Annotated in this window: 12 protein-coding genes; 6 read left to right on the top strand and 6 right to left on the bottom strand. The window is 34.3% G+C overall.

What is annotated here, in order from left to right:
* Positions 1-47 precede the first annotated feature (47 nt).
* Positions 48-2,810, top strand: coding sequence for a PD-(D/E)XK nuclease family protein (locus O6P34_RS03560; protein ID WP_269685953.1), 2,763 nt, complete (start codon positions 48-50; stop codon positions 2,808-2,810).
* 1 nt (position 2,811) lies between these two features.
* On the opposite strand, the gene O6P34_RS03555 is transcribed toward O6P34_RS03560, so the two are convergent.
* From O6P34_RS03555 to aceB, 4 genes are all read right to left on the bottom strand, one after another.
* The gene (locus O6P34_RS03555; RefSeq protein ID WP_269685952.1) at positions 2,812-3,594 is read right to left on the bottom strand and encodes an alpha/beta fold hydrolase; all 783 of its coding nucleotides are present in this window, start codon (positions 3,592-3,594) and stop codon (positions 2,812-2,814) included.
* Positions 3,595-3,725: 131 nt separating this feature from the next.
* Positions 3,726-5,018, bottom strand: a complete 1,293-nt coding sequence (locus O6P34_RS03550) for an aminopeptidase P family protein (RefSeq protein ID WP_269685951.1) — start codon at positions 5,016-5,018, stop codon at positions 3,726-3,728.
* Positions 5,019-5,216: 198 nt separating this feature from the next.
* Positions 5,217-6,497 carry an isocitrate lyase gene (aceA, locus tag O6P34_RS03545; RefSeq protein WP_269685950.1) on the bottom strand — a complete coding sequence of 427 codons (1,281 nt, stop codon included), beginning with the start codon at positions 6,495-6,497 and terminating at the stop codon, positions 5,217-5,219.
* Positions 6,498-6,521: 24 nt separating this feature from the next.
* Positions 6,522-8,123, bottom strand: a complete 1,602-nt coding sequence (aceB, locus tag O6P34_RS03540) for a malate synthase A (protein ID WP_269685949.1) — start codon at positions 8,121-8,123, stop codon at positions 6,522-6,524.
* Positions 8,124-8,286: 163 nt separating this feature from the next.
* On the opposite strand from aceB, the gene O6P34_RS03535 reads away from it, so the two are divergent.
* Entirely contained in the window at positions 8,287-9,768 is a 1,482-nt protein-coding gene (locus O6P34_RS03535; RefSeq protein ID WP_269685948.1) for a helix-turn-helix domain-containing protein, read from the top strand.
* Between the two features lie 78 nt (positions 9,769-9,846).
* On the opposite strand, the gene O6P34_RS03530 is transcribed toward O6P34_RS03535, so the two are convergent.
* Positions 9,847-11,208: a hydroxymethylglutaryl-CoA synthase family protein gene (locus tag O6P34_RS03530; protein WP_269685947.1), complete on the bottom strand. Its 1,362-nt coding sequence runs from the start codon at positions 11,206-11,208 to the stop codon at positions 9,847-9,849.
* A 370-nt stretch (positions 11,209-11,578) separates the two neighbouring features.
* Between O6P34_RS03530 and O6P34_RS03525 the strand changes: the two genes are divergently transcribed.
* The 4 genes from O6P34_RS03525 to O6P34_RS03510 all read left to right on the top strand — a co-directional run bounded on the left by O6P34_RS03525 (position 11,579) and on the right by O6P34_RS03510 (position 15,955).
* Positions 11,579-12,247, top strand: coding sequence for a succinate dehydrogenase cytochrome b subunit (locus tag O6P34_RS03525; RefSeq protein ID WP_269685946.1), 669 nt, complete (start codon positions 11,579-11,581; stop codon positions 12,245-12,247).
* A gap of 12 nt (positions 12,248-12,259) precedes the next feature.
* Positions 12,260-14,260, top strand: coding sequence for a fumarate reductase/succinate dehydrogenase flavoprotein subunit (locus tag O6P34_RS03520; RefSeq protein ID WP_269685945.1), 2,001 nt, complete (start codon positions 12,260-12,262; stop codon positions 14,258-14,260).
* Positions 14,261-14,336: 76 nt separating this feature from the next.
* Positions 14,337-15,083 (top strand): succinate dehydrogenase/fumarate reductase iron-sulfur subunit, encoded by a 747-nt coding sequence (locus tag O6P34_RS03515; protein WP_269685944.1) that lies wholly within the window; start codon positions 14,337-14,339, stop codon positions 15,081-15,083.
* A gap of 104 nt (positions 15,084-15,187) precedes the next feature.
* Positions 15,188-15,955, top strand: a complete 768-nt coding sequence (locus O6P34_RS03510; RefSeq protein ID WP_269685943.1) for a nitrilase family protein — start codon at positions 15,188-15,190, stop codon at positions 15,953-15,955.
* 1 nt (position 15,956) lies between these two features.
* On the opposite strand, the gene O6P34_RS03505 is transcribed toward O6P34_RS03510, so the two are convergent.
* Positions 15,957-17,615, bottom strand: a complete 1,659-nt coding sequence (locus tag O6P34_RS03505; RefSeq protein WP_269685942.1) for an Ig-like domain-containing domain — start codon at positions 17,613-17,615, stop codon at positions 15,957-15,959.
* Positions 17,616-17,757: the final 142 nt, after the last annotated feature.

The following is a 17,757-nucleotide window of genomic DNA, read 5'->3' as shown; positions in this document are numbered from 1 at the left end:
ATTGAAAACGCCTCGATTTATCGAGGCGTTTTTTTTATTTTTATAAAATGACAAATACTTCTTTTTTAGACAAAATAGCAACAGTTTTAATCCAAAATTATTCAGACAAACTATCCGAAACGATAGTAGTGCTGCCTAATAAACGAGCTAAAGTGTTCTTGATAGAAGCACTTAAAAAACAAGTCTCAAACAATATTCTTTCTCCAAAGATTATTAGCATACAAGATTTTATTCAGGATATAGCCGCTGTTCGTACAGTTGATCCAATTGAATTATTATTTGAATTCTATGAGGTTTATTTATCAGTAACCGAAAAATCAAAGCAACAAACATTTGAACTTTTTGCTAATTGGGCCAAAACGCTTTTGCAAGATTTTAATGAAATTGATAGGTATTTGTTAGATCCGTCTTATGTTCTTTCTTATTTAAAAGATATTGAAGACATAAAAAAATGGGGAATAGAAGTCGAAAATAAAACCCAATTACTCGAAAACTACATTGATTTTTGGAAATTATTACCTAATTATTACCAGTCACTTTATGCTCATCTATTAAAAAAAGGAATCGGTTATCAAGGTTTAATATATCGCGAAGCTGTAAACAATTTGAATCATTTTTCGAGTGCTCTTCAAAAACAACAATTTATATTCGCGGGTTTTAATGCATTAAATGCTGCCGAAGAAAAAATAGTTCAGCAATTAATCGCATCAGACCAAGCTAAGATTTATTGGGATGTTGATCAAACATTTTTGAACGATCCTTATCATGACGCAGGATTGTTTGTAAGACGTTTTAAATCCAGTTGGAAACATTATAAATCCAATCCTTTTGAATGGATTGTGGATGATTTTTCAAAAACTAAAAATATTCAAGTTATTGGAACACCAAAAACTATTGGTCAAGCCAAAATTACGGGTAGTATTATTGAAAAAATTATTCTTGACGACCCAACTGCAACATTAGATAAAGTAGCTGTAGTGCTTGGAGAAGAGAATTTACTGGTTCCGCTTTTGTATGCACTTCCGGCAACTGTAGGTGCGTTGAATATTACCATGGGATATTCAGGAAAGAACAATCCAGCACAGATTTTGATAGCCAAATTATTTAAAATGCACACCAATGCATTGTCAAGAAAAAACAGCAGTTACGTTTTTTATTATAAAGATGTTCTAGATGTATTGACTCATCCATTAGTTGAGCCATATGCATTGACAAATAATTTAGTAAAAATCATTAATCAAAACAATTATACTTTTATCGCACATAATAAATTGTTAGAGTTGAGTGAAAACTCCAGTAAATTATTTCTGTTACTCTTCCAAAAATGGGAAAAGGGGTCAATTCCGGTATTACAAACTATTTCTGAATTGTTGCAAACCATTAAGTCAAATTTAAGTAACGATAACGAAGAAGAAAAAATTACCAAAGCATTTGTTTTTGCTATTTTCAAAGTCATTAATAAACTTATAAATTACTATTCGAAGCATGAACATATCGACAAAATTGAAACGCTTTATGCTATTTATAAGCAAGTAATAGATTTAGCCGAAGTGTCTTTTGAAGGAGAACCTTTGAATGGTCTGCAAATTATGGGAGTTCTTGAAAGTCGTGTTTTAGATTTCGAAACTGTGATTGTGACATCGATGAATGAAGGGAAATTTCCAGCGGGTAAATCGCAGAATTCCTTTATTCCTTATGATGTAAAAAAAGAATTGGGTTTGCCAACATTCAAAGAAAAAGATGCCATTTATACCTATCATTTTTATCATTTATTGCAACGCGCCAAAAACATTTATTTGTTGTATAATACCGAAAGTGAAGGATTGGATGCAGGTGAAAAAAGTCGTTTCATAACGCAATTGGAAGTCGAAAAGCAACCAAACCATACCTTGACACATGAGATTTATAATGCAGTTTTACCTGAAACGGCATATCAGCCGATGGTAATTCCAAAATCGGAAGCGGTGCTGTTGCGTTTAAAAGAAATTGCCGAAAACGGTTTTTCTCCATCAGCCTTGACCAGTTATATTCGGAATCCGATTCAGTTTTATTTCCAAAAGATTCTACGCATCCGAGAAGTAGAAGAAGTGGAGGAAAATATTGCGTTGAATACTTTAGGGACCATTATTCACGAAACATTGAAAGTTTTGTATGAACCATTCATTGGAAAATTTATTTCGGAAAATGATATCTTAAACGGTTTCAAAAAAATTGATGACGAGGTTCTGAAGCAATTTAAATTGGTTTACAAAGAAGGCGAAATCAAAAAAGGTCGAAATTTATTAGCGTTTGAAGTGGCCAAACGCAATGTTTCTAATTTTCTAAAAGTAGAATTGGAAAGTATCAAAAATGGGGATGCTATTAAAATTCTGGCTTTGGAACAAACATTTGAGCGTATTTTAAATCATCCCAGTCTGCCATTTCCGGTATTGATAAAAGGAAATGTGGACAGAATTGAAGAGCGCAACGGAATTATTCGAATTATTGATTATAAAACGGGTAAGGTAGAAAAGGCAGGTGTTACGTTAAAATCATGGAAAGGCTTGACGGAAGATATAAAAAACGATAAAATTATTCAGGTTTTGGCGTATGCCTATATGTTCGAAAAAGAAGCAAATAATAAGCCAATTGAAGCTGGAATTATCTCTTTCAAAAACTTAAGAGGTGGTTTTTTGCCTTTTAATTTTAAAGAAGAGAAAAACGAAAATACAGTTATCAACACAGAAATTTTAGATAATTATCTGGTGCAAATGATCTTGCTGCTGAATGAAATTTTAGATGAAACTATTCCGTTTAAAGAAAAAGTATAATTTAAATATTTTTAAAAAAACGGGAAAGCACCTTTAATAATTCTTTTTTGTTTTCTATTGTACTCATGTGGCCGTCTGGAAATGTTACCAATTGAACGGTTGTGTTCTCTATTTGTTCTTTTGTTTCAACGAGATTTAAAACAGGATCTTTTTCGCCAAGAATCAATAGTTTAGGATATGGTGTAAGATGCAAGAGCACTTCGCGGTCTTTTCTTATTTTCATTCCTTCAAGCGAAGCAACTATGCCTTGTAAAGGTGTTTTAAGCGCCTCTGTTTTTACTTTTTCAATTTCGTCGATTAGTTTTTCGCGATTGTCTTCGCTGAATAAATTGGCAATAGACATGCGGATGAAACTGGCGTAATTTTGTTTTACCGCTACAATAGCTCTGTCGCGATTTGCTTTTCGTTCATCGCTGTCTGCTCTTGAAGTGGAGTTTAGCAGCACTAATCCTTTAATGCTTTCGGGAAATAATTCGGCGAAAGCCAAAGCCACATAACCGCCCATCGAATGCCCTACTAAAATGGCTTTTCGGATGCGTAAACTAGATAAAACTTCATGAACTACATCGGCATTATCTTCCATAGAATGCACATAACCCAAACATTCCGTTTCGCCATGTCCTAATAAATCGATTGTGATAATTCGGTTTTTAAGACTTAATTCAGGAATAAAATCCTGCCACATGGTTTTGTTTTCCAGAAAACCGTGAAGCAATACAATTGCAGTTCCTTTTCCGGTATCGGAATAAGAGATTTTGGTGTTCTTGTATAGGATGTCTTTCAAAATGGATTTTTATTTGAACAAAAATAGTATTTTAAATTTTGAAACATATGACAAATGAATATTCCTTGATGCGAAAAACAAAAAACGGCTCTCATTACTGAAAGCCGTTTAGAAATAGGACAATTATTTTTTTAGAGGTTCATTAAATGTTCAATTTCCTCAATTTCAATTGGAATATTTCGCATCAAGTTGAATGGTTCACCCGTTTCCTGAACCACCACATTATCTTCTAATCGAATTCCGAAACTTTCGGCAGGAATATAGATTCCCGGCTCTACCGTGAAAACCATATTGGCTTGCATCGGTTCGTGTAACAATCCGTAATCGTGTGTGTCTAATCCCATGTGATGTGACGTTCCGTGCATAAAATATTTTTTGTAAGCGGGCCAATCCGGGTTTTCGTTTTGCACATCGGCTTTGTCAATTAATCCAAGTCCAAGTAGTTCCGAAGTCATTAATTTGCCAACTTCTAGATGATATTGTTTCCAAAGTGTTCCTGGAGTCAGCATTTTGGTAGCTTCATTTTTTACTCGTAAAACAGCATTGTAAACTGCTTTTTGTCTATCCGAATAACGTCCTGAAACTGGAATTGTTCGAGTTAAATCGCTAGAATAATTAGCGTATTCGGCTGCAACGTCAAGTAAAATTAAGTCACCAGCTTTGCATTGTTTGTTGTTTTCGATGTAGTGCAACACATTTGCATTGTTTCCCGAAGCGATAATAGGCGTGTAAGCAAAACCTTTGGAGCGGTTTCGGATAAACTCATGAATTAATTCGGCTTCAATTTCGTATTCGGTTACATTTGGTTTTACAAATGACAATAATCTTCGAAATCCTTTTTCGGTAATGTCGCAGGCCTTTTGGATTAAATCCAATTCTTCGCTTTCTTTTACAGATCGAATACGTTGTAAAATTGGATTGCTTTTTGCCACTTGGTGCGCTGGATATTTCTCTTTCCACCATTTTACAAAACGGGCTTCACGAGTTTCCGTTTCAACAGTTGCGCGATAATGTTCATTGGTGTTAATGTACATGATGTCAGAATAAGTCATCATTTCATTTAGTATTTTCTCAAAATCCTGTAACCAACACACTGTTTTGATTCCTGATACTTCAAATGCGCGATTTTTGGTTAGTTTTTCGCCTTCCCAAATCGCAATATGTTCGCTGGTTTCTTTCAAAAATAAAATTTCCCTTTGGTTTTCGTAAGGAGCATCTGGAAAAAGCAATAAAATACTTTCTTCCTGATCTACTCCTGATAAATAAAAAATATCCCGGTGTTGTGCAAACGGTAACGTACTGTCGGCAGAAACGGGATAAATATCATTTGAATTAAAAATGGCAACACTTTTTGGCTTCATCTGAGCCGTAAATTTTGCGCGATTTTTTATAAAAAGGGCGCTGTCTATTTGATGATATTTCATAACAATTCGTTTTTATACTTTGAATATTCAAAAATAAGAAGTTTAAATCGTTTTTGTTATGAATTTAACTTATATCTGCAATTTCGTCATTAAAAGAAAAGACTGACTTTATTTTAATAAAAAAGTACCCTTTACAGAAATTCAAATTAATGGCAATTGAATTTCTGTAAAGGATGCTTTTATGAAGCAACAGGTTTCTTAAAACTGTGCTGTTTCTGTTGAATCTTTCATGGCTGTTGTAGAATTTTTTCCTGTTGTAACTGTATTTTGTACAGCATCAAAATAGGATGTTCCTACAAAACCTTGATGTTTTACTGCTTTGAATCCGTGTTTTTGCAAAGCGAATTCTCTTTCTTGTAATTCAGAGTAGCCTGCCATTCCTCTTTCTTTGTAAGCCATAGATAGCTCAAACATGCTTGTGTTTAAGGCATGGAATCCAGCCAAGGTGATGAATTGAAATTTATATCCCATAGCGGCAAGATCTTCTCTGAATGTTTCCATTTGCGCAACTGATAATTTTGCAGCCCAGTTGAAAGAAGGAGAACAGTTATAAGCTAACATTTTTCCTGGAAATTTGGCGTGTATTCCTTCGGCAAAACGTTTTGCATATTCTAAATCCGGATTACTGGTTTCCATCCAAATCAAATCGGCATAAGGAGCGTAACTCAATCCTCGGTCAATTCCTTGCTCTACTCCGCAATTTACATAGAAGAATCCTTCTCCTGTTTTTTCTCCTGTGATGAATTTAGCATCTCTTGGATCAATATCACTAGTTAATAGGTTGGCTGCATCTGCATCTGTACGAGCAACAACAAGTGTTGGAGTTCCCATAACATCAGCAGCTAATCTTGCAGCAATTAGTTTGTTGATGGCTTCTTGCGTAGGAACTAATACTTTTCCTCCCAAGTGTCCACATTTTTTTGCAGAACTTAATTGGTCTTCAAAGTGTACTCCTGCCGCACCGGCTTCAATCATTGATTTCATTAATTCAAATGCATTCAGATTACCGCCAAAACCAGCTTCGGCATCTGCTACAATTGGAACTAAATAATCTTTTTTGTCAGCTGTTCCGTTTACAATTTGAATTTGATCTGCTCTCAAAAGCGCATTATTAATTCGTTTTACAACCAATGGAACGCTGTTTGCAGGATATAATGATTGGTCAGGATACATTTCTCCGGCAACATTGGCGTCTGCAGCAACTTGCCATCCACTTAAATAAATGGCTTCTAAACCTGCTTCTACTTCCTGAATAGCTTGGTTTCCGGTAAGTGCGCCAAGTCCGGCTACAAAATCCTGTGCATTCAGTTTGTTCCACAATTTATTAGCGCCAATTTTTGCTATGCTATGTTCTATTTGATAAGAACCTTGAAGTTTTACCACTTCTTCCGCTGTATAAGGACGTTCGATGCCTTTCCATCTTGGGTTTGTAATCCAGTCGGTAACTAATTCTTGAATTCTTGTTTCTGTAGTTTTCATAATCTATTTTTTTTTGTGGTTTTTTTAAATGTATTTGTATCCCGGTATGGTTAGAAATTCTATGAAATTTTGATTTACGACTAAAATATCCAGTAGTTGTTCGGCCAATTTGTATTTTCCTTTCTCATGGTTTTTGTCGCCAACTAAATTTCTTATTTTCTCGAATTCTTCAATAGTTAAGCGATGATAGTATTTTTCGGTTAGCACTTTTCCGTTGTCTAATGTTACTTTGTTTTGTAACCATTGCCACAATTGTGATCTTGAGATTTCGGCTGTTGCTGCGTCTTCCATCAAATGATGAATTGCTGCTGCGCCCTGTCCGTTTAACCATGAAGCGAGATACAGTATAGAAACGTTTATATTTTTTCTAATGCCTTCTACGGTAATTGTGCCTTCAGGAACTTCAAGTAAATCGGCTTCGGTTACTTGTACATCTTCTCTTTTTAGATAAATCTGATTTTTAGAAGGCATGTATTTGTCAAATACTTTCATTGCAATTGGGACTAAATCCGGATGTGCAACCCAGGTTCCGTCATGTCCGTTTTTTGCCTCTCTTTCTTTGTCAGCTATTACTTTGTTGAATGCTATTGTGTTGGCCTCATCATTGTTTTTTATCGGAATTTGTGCTGCCATTCCTCCAATCGCATGAATATTTCGTTTGTGACACCGTTGAATAACCAGTTGTGAATAAGCGCTCATAAATGGAGAAGTCATTGTTACCTGATCTCTATTTGGGACTATAAAATCTGGGTTTTTTCGTAATTTTTTGATGTACGAGAAAATATAGTCCCATCTTCCGCAGTTCAAACCAACAATATGTTCTTTTAACTCAAAGATGATTTCATCCAATTGAAAACTGGCAGTTATCGTTTCTATTAAAACGGTTGCTTTAAAAGTGCCATTGGTTATCCCTAAATATTCCTGTGAAAATTCAAACACTTCGTTCCACCATCGGGCTTCTAAATAGTGTTCTAATTTTGGAATATAGAAATAGGGAGCCGTGCCGTCATGAATCAGTTTTTTGTAATTATGAAAAGCGTACAGCCCGAAATCAACTAGCGATCCTGATGCTTCCTGATTGTCCATCAACAGATGTTTTTCATTAAGATGCAATCCTCGGGGTCTGACAATTAAAACTGCTGTGTCTTTATTGAGTGCGTATTTGTTATTTTTTAATGGATCATCTAAGGTGATGGTTTTGTTGACTGCGTCTTTTAGATTTTGTTGGCCTTCCATTAGATTGCTCCATGTTGGCGATGTGCTGTCTTCAAAATCAGCCATAAATGTTTTGGCACCAGAATTTAAGGCGTTGATTACCATTTTTCTGTCGACGGGTCCTGTTATTTCAACTCTTCGGTCTTGTAGGTCTTTTGGAGTTGATGATGCCATCCAATTGCTTTCTCTGATACTTTTAGTTTCAGTTGGAAATGAAGGTAATGCACCATCGTCAAATAAGGCTTGTTGTTTTTTTCGCTCTTCTAAAAGGGCAAGCCTTTTTTCGTTGAAATTTTCATGAAGTAAAGACAAAAAAGTCATGGCTTCATCAGTTAAGATTTCAGGATACTGTTCAGTAGTTTCTTCTAAAAAATTTAACAATTTTGTCGAGTATAATTCTTTAAAATCCATTTTACAACGTATTTAATTTAACAATAAATGATTTTTGTTAACGATATGTGATTGTTTAACACTGCAATAGTACAAAAAGTTTTTTACAAAACAAGCGAACGTACGCTAAAAGTTAAAAAAATATTTTTTGTGGATTTTATTTTTTATTCTTATATTTGATGACATGAACATAGAAAAGGATTATATCAAGTTAATTTTCGGCCTCAAACTCAAGCAGGCCAGGACAAACAAGAATTTGTCTCTATTTGGCTTAGCCAAAATAACGGATCTATCAAAATCGTATTTAAACGAAATTGAAAAAGGAAAAAAATATCCAAAAACAGATAAAATTATTCTTTTGGCCGAAAAATTAGAGGTTTCTTACGATCACATGGTCTCTTTGAAACTAGATAATAATCTGGCTCCAATAGGTGAAATTTTGAAATCAGGTATTTTAAAAGAGATTCCTTTGGATATTTTCGGGATTCAAGAAAATGACTTGATTGATATTATTGCAAACGCACCTGCCAAAGTCAATGCGTTTATTAGTACCATAATCGAAATTGCTCAGCATTATAATTTGACCCGGGAAAGTTTTTTCTTAGCGGCATTGCGTTCGTATCAAGAAGCGCATAATAATTATTTTGAAGATTTAGAAGAAAAAGTATTGCAGTTTTCGAAAGCTTTTCATGTAGATATCGAATCTAAAATTTCTTTAGAGGAGTTGAGTGCGATTTTAATAGAAGAGTACGGATATACGATCAAAGAAATTGTTTTTTCGGAGCAAGAACAATTAGGTGACTTGAGATCGATATTTGTGCCGAAGAGTAAAACATTATTGCTGTCAACGGAAATTGATGCGCCTCAAAAAGCATTTATCTTGGCCAAAGAAATTGCGTATAATTATCTCGAAATAACGGAACGTTTGTATACTTTTAGTTGGATAAAATTCGATAATTTTGATCAAGTCCTCAATAATTTTTACGCATCATATTTTGCGGGAGCGTTACTTATTCCTAGGCAGCAATTGATTGATGAGCTGAATTTATTTTTATTGAAAACAGATCCAAAGCCACAAGAAATGATTCAATTAATGGGTAAATTTAATGTTTCACCGGAATCATTTTACCAGCGATTAACTAATATTTTGCCGAAAGATTTTCAATTGAAAAACCTCTTTTTTCTTCGCTTGTCCCATAAAATTGGTGCGGATACCTATCAAATAAAAAAAGAATTGCACATCACTAATCAGCAAGAGCCGCACGCCAATGAAATGAATGAGCATTATTGTCGAAGATGGGTTTCTGTAAAAACAATTGTAGAATCGATAGCGCAAAAGAAACCTCATTTTTTTGACGCGCAAATATCTCGTTATGAAAATAGCAGTAACGAGTATTTAGTTTTTTCATCGGCAACTCCGGATCCGTTCAAAAAGGATCATCTAAGGAGTATGTCTGTTGGTATTTTGATTACGCCAAGTATGAAGAAGAAATTTAAGTTTATTGACACACCTGCGTTGCAAAAACAAGTTGTAGGTGTGACTTGTGAAACGTGTGCGGTAAAAAATTGTCAAGAAAGAGCTTCTGCGCCAACTCAATTAGAACAAAAAGCCAGAAATGAGAATACGGATTTAATCGTTCAACAATACATGGCGAAATTTAGTTGAATTTTAGCCCTGACTTACATCATTTTGATTTTGTAATTCAGGGCTAGAAAATAATTTAACGTTAAACAAAAAATAGATTTAATCAATCCATTTATAATATCGCGCACCCAATAAGTTTGGAATTTCGGTTTCAATTCGGTCTAAAATCCATTCGTTTTTCGGTTCCTTAATGGATTCTTTTTGTTCTTTTTTGTGTAGTTTTTCGTAAGTTTCAAAATCAATTTCGTTACTTTTTTCCAAAGTCTCAAATAGATTTACGTTCGCAATGGCTGATTTCCAATCGGATTGAATTGTTCCTTCAAAGACTTTAGATTTAGAACCGCTTCCGTAGGCTAGGAATCCAAATTTCTTATCGAAAACTTCAATTTTATTTTCATAAAAATGAGCTAAGGTCGAAAGTAATCCCATGAAAATTGAACCTGTGTATAGGTTTCCAATTAAGGAAGAAGCGATTTCGGCGGGTTGTAATTTTTGAGTGACAAAATCTCTATAGATCTCAGATTTGCTAACTTCTTTTAATTTATTCTGATATTCTGTTGCGTTTTCATCTCCGGATATAATTTTATTGGAAGCGTCTAAAGCATAAATTTCGGATAACATTCGGCGTCCTTGAAATGCATATGGTAGATGCATCACAATACTTTCCCAAGTCTCATAAACGGTTTCGGCTGTATTTTTTATTTTTTTGAATGAAAAATAAGCATCTCTGGTTCTGTCCATGTAACATTGGTTGGAGTATTGACCGTCAAAAACAGGTTGGTCTTTATGGATTTCAACTTCGCTTTCTAAATTTTCAAACCAAGATTCGTTGGTAGTACTTCCTGTAATTTGTTGTTTTAAAATGGTTCTGTAGGGTTTAAAGAAGTCAAAAACGCCTTTGGTACTTGTGGCCCAATGGTTTTCGAAAGCTATAATTTGAGGATTTGAAGTTATCAGCATGGCAACTGCTCCGGCTCCTTGAGTGTATTCTCCGGTTGAATTTAAATCGTATTTAGCAAAATCCGTAGTGACAACAATTGCTTTTTTTGTTGGATTGAGTGTGATAAAATCAATGCAGTTCTGCAAGGCGTCAACGCCTCCGATACAGGCAAATGTGAAATCAACTACGTCGCATTCTGATAAAATATTTTCACCAAATTTTTGTTCCATCAATGCTACTAAGAACGAACTGATTGGTTTTGAATTGTCAATGGCACTTTCGGTTCCAACATAAATTCTTGCAATTTCATTTAAATTGATGTTGTTGTCCTGAATTAATTTGGTTAAGGCATTTGCACCAAAAACAACAGTGTCTTGATGTGTATCCGGTAAAGTCATTTTGATTAACCCTAGTCCTTTTTCTAATTTTTCGGGTTCAATATTTCTAGCAATTGCTAAAGTTTTTATAGGTAAATGTATTTTGGCAACATCAAAAGTTATGGCGTCAATTCCAGTTTTCATTTTTTAATTTTTTTAACTTGTAAAGTTAAAATACCGCTTCCTAATTACAATTTTTTTCGATGTGGAAAAACTGTATTTTTTTTATTTTTATGGATTATAATTGATTTTTAACTTAAAATTATAGATTCAATAATTTTAAGTTAAAAATTGCTGTCTAATTGTCTGAATTCGTAATGTATAAAATAAGGTTTTTTTTAATTTTGTTTAACTGATTAGCAGGCAATTAATATGTTAGTTATTGATTTTAAAGTGATTATTTATCTGTTTTTTGAAACACTTTAAAATGATTATAAATAGCTCCGAAAAGGTTGTAGTTTGTCTGTAATTCAATTATTTTTGCGTAACTTTTATAAATTTTATTCAAATTATTATGGCAAAATCTACGTTATTAAAGTCATCCATTGCAAGAAAAGTTGCGATGGCACTTTCGGGACTTTTTTTGATTATGTTTCTATCATTACATTTTTTTATTAACATGACTTCGGTGTTCAGCGCTGACACTTTCAATGTGATGTCCCATTTTATGGGGTACAATCTTCTGGTTCAATTCATAATGCAGCCAATTTTGGTCGCGGGTGTTATTTTTCACTTTATTATGGGTTTTGTTTTAGAGTTAAAAAACAGAAGCGCAAGGCCAATTGGCTATGCAAAGTATAATGGAGCTGCAAATGCTTCTTGGGCATCTAGAAACATGATTGTTTCAGGATTAGTTGTTTTGGCATTTTTGGTGCTTCATTTTTATGATTTTTGGCTTGCTGAAATGATGTATAAATATGTGAATGTAAATGCCGTTGAAGAAACAAGATATTTCCATGAATTGAATCACAAATTTGAAAGTCCGGTTCGTACAGGATTATACTGTGTTGCCTTTTTGTTGTTGGCAGTTCACTTGTGGCATGGTTTCAATTCCTCTTTTCAATCAATAGGATTTGATAACAAATATGCGAAAGCATTGCATAAATTAGGATATACTTTTGCAATAGTAGTTCCTTTTGGTTTTATTTTTATTGCATTATTTCATCATTTTAATCAAATTTAATATTCAATTATAATGGCATTAGATTCAAAAATTCCTAGTGGTCCAATTTCGGACAAATGGACAAATTATAAAGATCATATTAATTTAGTAAATCCTGCTAACAAACGTAATATTGATATTATCGTTGTTGGGACTGGACTTGCTGGAGGTTCTGCTGCGGCAACTTTAGCAGAATTAGGATATAACGTAAAAACATTTTGTTTTCAAGATTCTCCACGTCGTGCACACTCTATTGCAGCTCAAGGGGGAATTAATGCGGCAAAAAATTATCAAGGCGACGGGGATTCTACTTTCCGTTTGTTTTATGATACTATAAAAGGGGGAGATTATCGTTCCCGTGAAGCTAACGTTCACCGTTTGGCTGAAGTTTCTACTAATATCATTGACCAATGCGTGATGCAAGGTGTTCCTTTGGCACGTGAATATGGTGGATTATTAGATAATCGTTCTTTTGGAGGAACTTTGGTGGCGAGAACATTCTACGCAAAAGGTCAAACAGGACAACAATTATTATTAGGTGCTTATTCTGCGATGAACCGTCAAATTGGTCGTGGAAAAATAAAATCACATACGCGTCACGAAATGCTGGATTTAGTATTAGTAGACGGAAAAGCAAGAGGTATTATTGCTCGTAACTTAGTTACTGGTGAAATCGAAAGACATTCTGCTCATGCTGTAGTTATCGCTTCTGGAGGTTACGGAAATGTATTTTTCCTTTCTACTTACGCCATGGGAAGTAATGCTACTGCAGCTTGGAAAATTCATAAAAAAGGTGCTTTTTTCGCCAATCCTTGTTATACACAAATTCACCCAACTTGTATTCCTGTTTCGGGAGATCACCAATCAAAATTAACGTTGATGTCGGAATCTTTGCGAAATGATGGTCGTATTTGGGTTCCTGCAAAATTAGAAGATGCGAAAGCAATTCGTGAAGGAAAGAAAAAACCTGCTGATTTATCTGAAGCAGAAAGAGATTATTACTTGGAAAGAAGATATCCATCTTTTGGAAATTTAGTGCCTCGTGATGTAGCATCTCGTGCTGCTAAAGAAAGATGTGATGCCGGTTTTGGAGTAAACAAAACAGGTGAAGCAGTTTATTTGGATTTTGCTGCAGCGATACAACGTTACGGTAAAGAACAAGCTTATATCAAAGGATTAGATGCAAATGATGCGGAATTGATCATCAAATTAGGAGCTGCTGTAGTAGCGAATAAATATGGTAACTTGTTCCAAATGTATGAGAAAATCGTTGATGAAGATCCATATACAACTCCAATGATGATTTATCCAGCGGTTCACTACACAATGGGAGGAACTTGGGTTGATTATAACTTACAAACTACAATTCCGGGTTGTTTCTCAATTGGAGAATCAAACTTCTCGGATCACGGTGCCAACAGATTAGGTGCATCTGCATTGATGCAAGGTTTAGCCGATGGATATTTTGTATTGCCATACACTATTGGTGATTATTTAGCTCCAGATATTAAAACAGGAACAATTTCTACGGATTTACCTGAATTTGTTGAAGCAGAGAAAAAAGTAAAAGACCAAATTGATAAATTCATCAACAACAACGGTACACATTCTGTTGATTATTTCCATAAAAAATTAGGAAAAATCATGTGGAATAAAGTAGGGATGGCTCGTAATGCTAAAGGATTAACTGAGGCTATCGAAGAAATTGCTGCCTTACGTGAAGAGTTTTATAAAGATGTAAAAGTTCCTGGAACTGCTGATAGTTTCAATCAGGAATTAGAGAAAGCAGGACGTGTTGCTGATTTCCTTGAATTAGGAGAATTGTTTGCCAAAGATGCTTTACACCGTAATGAATCTTGTGGAGGACACTTCCGTGAAGAATACCAATCAGAAGAAGGAGAGGCACAACGTGACGATGAGAATTTCGCTTATGTTGCTGCATGGGAGTATAAAGGAAAACCTAGCGATGCGGTTTTACATAAAGAACCATTGGTATTTGAAAACATTAAATTAGTAACTCGTAGTTATAAATAGAAATTAGTCAAAGGTCAAATGTCTTAAAGTCAAATGACTTTCGACTTTCGACTTTAAGACTTTCAAACTAAAAAATATGAAACTTACATTAAAAATATGGCGTCAAAAAAATGCCAAAGCAGAGGGGAAAATTGTTGAATACCCATTAGATGGAATTGAAGGAGATATGTCTTTCTTAGAGATGCTTGATGTTCTTAACGAAGGATTAATCAACAAAGGAGAAGAGCCGGTATCTTTTGATCACGATTGTCGTGAAGGAATTTGCGGAACTTGTTCTTTATTTATCAACGGAGAAGCACACGGACCGGATAGAGGGATACCAACTTGTCAATTGCACATGCGTATGTTCAAAGACGGAGATGTTATCTTTATCGAGCCATTTAGAGCTAAAGCTTTCCCTGTAATCAAAGATTTAGTGGTTGACAGAAGTTCTTTTGACAGAATACAACATGCAGGAGGATTTATATCTGTAAATACATCTGGAAATCCAGTTGATGCTAATACAATTCCAATTCCAAAACATGATGCTGACAGAGCTTTTGATGCGGCTACTTGTATTGGTTGTGGTGCATGTGTTGCTACATGTAAAAACTCTTCGGCTATGTTATTCGTAGCAGCCAAAGTGTCTCAATTCGCGTTATTGCCTCAAGGTAAAATTGAAGCTACTGACCGCGTTTTGAATATGGTAAACCAAATGGATGCTGAAGGTTTCGGAAACTGTACCAATACTGGTGCTTGCGAAGTAGAATGTCCTAAAGGAATTTCTCTTGAAAACATTGCTCGTATGAACAGAGAATATTTATCGGCAAGTTTGAAAGGATAGATTCAAAAATAGAATCCATTATAATAAAACGCATTCATTTATTTGAATGCGTTTTTTGTTTTTCAAAACAAGGTTAAGTACCAATAAATTTGTAATTTTAGTTTATGAAAACAGCATTAATCCAATCCGAAATAATCTGGGAAAATCCGGAGGCAAATAGAAATTATTTTGAACAGAAAATAAATGCTATTTCAGAAAGCATAGATTTAATTGTGCTTCCGGAAATGTTTACTACAGGTTTTACGATGAATCCTGAAACTGTTGCTGAGGCAATGGATGGTAAAACTATGGGTTGGCTTCAATCTTTGGCTAAAGCCAAAAAAACAGCAATTATTGGGAGTTTAATTATAGCTGAAAATAATAATTTTTACAACAGATTAGTTTTCGTTTTTCCATCGGGAGAGATTCAGTTTTACGATAAAAGACACCTATTTACTTTGGCCGGAGAAGATAAAGTTTACACGAGCGGAACTCAAAAACTGATTGTTGATTATTTGGGCTGGAAAATCTGTCCTTTAGTGTGTTACGATTTGCGCTTTCCTGTTTTTGCCCGAAATATCGAAAATTACGACTTACTGCTTTACGTTGCCAATTGGCCAAAGCCGAGAATTAATGCTTGGGATATTTTGATAAAAGCAAGGTCGGTAGAAAACATGTGTTACACCATTGGTGTCAATAGAAATGGTGTTGATAATGCTAACCTAGAATATGTTGGTCATTCGCAAGCAGTTGATTTTTTGGGTAATTATATCCTTGAGCCTCAGGAAATCGATGGTGTTTTTATTGTAGAATTCGACAAAGAAAAGATGAATAACGCCAGAAATAAACTTGGTTTTCTTAATGACAGAGATTCTTTTGAAATAAAAATTTAATTTACTTTTTCTTTTTTTCAGTCACTTTCTTTTTTGGTTCCGGAGTATAAGGAATGCTCAAATCAAAAGGTTGTTCGACTTCCCAATTTGCTCTGACATCAATTTCTTTAGAAAAATAAATGACTTCTTCTGAATATTTTTTCTCTAAATAATTACCGGAATCGTAGACTTTGTTTTTATTTTCGTCATATATAGCGCGTAAAGTAAATAAGGCGGGTGTTAGGTATTTAAAATCAACTTTAGAGTTACTTTCGGAGTATTCTGAAGCTAAAACCTCTCCTTTGGCGTTTGTGAGCTCAATAATAACCGGAAAATGTTTTACTTTCTCTAAATTGACAACGAGATTCCCATAATCAGATTCGCTTTTCGTATTTGTTTTAAAAACCAAGGTGTCGTTAGATTTTTCATAGAAATCAGTCAGTGCTTCGGGTAAAATTGTAAACGTGTACTTTTGAGAAGGTTCTTTTTTGAAATCAAAATACAACAATTGATTAAATTCATCGTATTCTGTTGTAAAAGGTACGATGGCTTCGACAGTATTAGTCAGCTTAATTTTAGAATTATCAAAACGAACTAATGGTGTGGCGGTTTCTAAAGTAAAACGCTCTCTGAAATTTAAAGTTCCACTTTGAACAGCGGTTATTTTTAAACTGTCTTTTTTCTGATCTTTAATCTTTAAATTGAAGTCTTGGTGGTATTTATCAGCATCTACAGCAATGGCTAAAGAATCAACTTTTAGTGGCTTATACCATATTTGTAAAGAATCTTTTTTCTGTAATTGAGTAACAATTGTCGACAAGATTTCGCCATTGTTTTTTAAAGTGATCTTTGGTTTTGCGTTTGGATGTTTTAAATTACCGTCGTATCCCATTAGTAATCGATTTCCAGAGACTTGACTTGGTTTGTATGTTTTAAACGGAAGTACTTCTTGGAATAATTCTAATTCAAAAACGGTATCATTTGGTACGTTTATGAACTGTTTATTAAACCCAATTTTATCTGTTTTAGGATTAAATTTATTATTATTGTTGCGGTCTTTCATCGCTACAAGCAGATATTTTCCAGCTTTTAGATTCTCTAATCGAAAGGTTTTTAAACTGTCTAAGGTGTTGGTTACATACCGAGGCATATCGGTGTACACTACAGAATCTTTAAAAGCGTTGTTTACTTCATAAAGCATAACCGAAACAAAAGATTCGACTTCTTTGTTGTAAGCGTCTTTTACTCTGCCCCCAATGGCAAGTGAATCGATATAATCACCAGTTGAGAAAATATATTTGAATTGGTTATACGGATTTCCTTCATTATTATCCGTTATACTTTGTCCAAAATTAAAACTATACGTTGTGTTAGGTTGTAACGTGTCGTTGATTTTTATATCGATGTACTTACTTGATGTTGTTGGGGTAATCAAAGGCTCATTTTTCATTGGAGGTGAAATGATAAGCTGTTTTTTCAGGTCTTTCAACTTAATGTATTCGTCAAAAGTTAATTTGATTTCACTTCCTTTAAAGTTAGTGTTGAAATTTTTAGGGAAACTCGTTTTCAAAACCGGAGCAATAGTGTCTTTTAAACCCCCTGTGATGCTTCCTCTTTTGGCACAACCAATCACAACTAAAAGCAGCATTAAAGTAATATATTTAAAATTGTTTTTCAACATAACAAATCAGAAATTAGTTTTCACAAAATAACAATTATATTTACTGTAATCGAAACTTTTTATCGAAATATTGTGAGCTATTTAGGGGCTTGGATTTCTAAATATTTTACCTTTGATAAATAAGTTTGGTATTTGATTTCGG

This window comes from Flavobacterium lacustre, assembly GCF_027474525.2.
Taxonomy (GTDB): Bacteria; Bacteroidota; Bacteroidia; order Flavobacteriales; family Flavobacteriaceae; genus Flavobacterium; species Flavobacterium lacustre.
The sequence above is the reverse complement of the archived record's forward strand: the minus strand, read 5'-3'. Positions and strand labels throughout refer to the sequence as shown.

Coding starts and splice junctions, on each gene's coding strand:
- O6P34_RS03560 (WP_269685953.1), top strand. CDS start 48: ATGACAAATACTTCTTTTTTAGACAAAATAGCAACAGTTTTAATCCAA.
- O6P34_RS03550 (WP_269685951.1), bottom strand. CDS start 5,018: ATGAAATATCATCAAATAGACAGCGCCCTTTTTATAAAAAATCGCGCA.
- aceA (WP_269685950.1), bottom strand. CDS start 6,497: ATGAAAACTACAGAAACAAGAATTCAAGAATTAGTTACCGACTGGATT.
- aceB (WP_269685949.1), bottom strand. CDS start 8,123: ATGGATTTTAAAGAATTATACTCGACAAAATTGTTAAATTTTTTAGAA.
- O6P34_RS03535 (WP_269685948.1), top strand. CDS start 8,287: ATGAACATAGAAAAGGATTATATCAAGTTAATTTTCGGCCTCAAACTC.
- O6P34_RS03530 (WP_269685947.1), bottom strand. CDS start 11,208: ATGAAAACTGGAATTGACGCCATAACTTTTGATGTTGCCAAAATACAT.
- O6P34_RS03525 (WP_269685946.1), top strand. CDS start 11,579: ATGGCAAAATCTACGTTATTAAAGTCATCCATTGCAAGAAAAGTTGCG.
- O6P34_RS03520 (WP_269685945.1), top strand. CDS start 12,260: ATGGCATTAGATTCAAAAATTCCTAGTGGTCCAATTTCGGACAAATGG.
- O6P34_RS03515 (WP_269685944.1), top strand. CDS start 14,337: ATGAAACTTACATTAAAAATATGGCGTCAAAAAAATGCCAAAGCAGAG.
- O6P34_RS03510 (WP_269685943.1), top strand. CDS start 15,188: ATGAAAACAGCATTAATCCAATCCGAAATAATCTGGGAAAATCCGGAG.
- O6P34_RS03505 (WP_269685942.1), bottom strand. CDS start 17,615: ATGTTGAAAAACAATTTTAAATATATTACTTTAATGCTGCTTTTAGTT.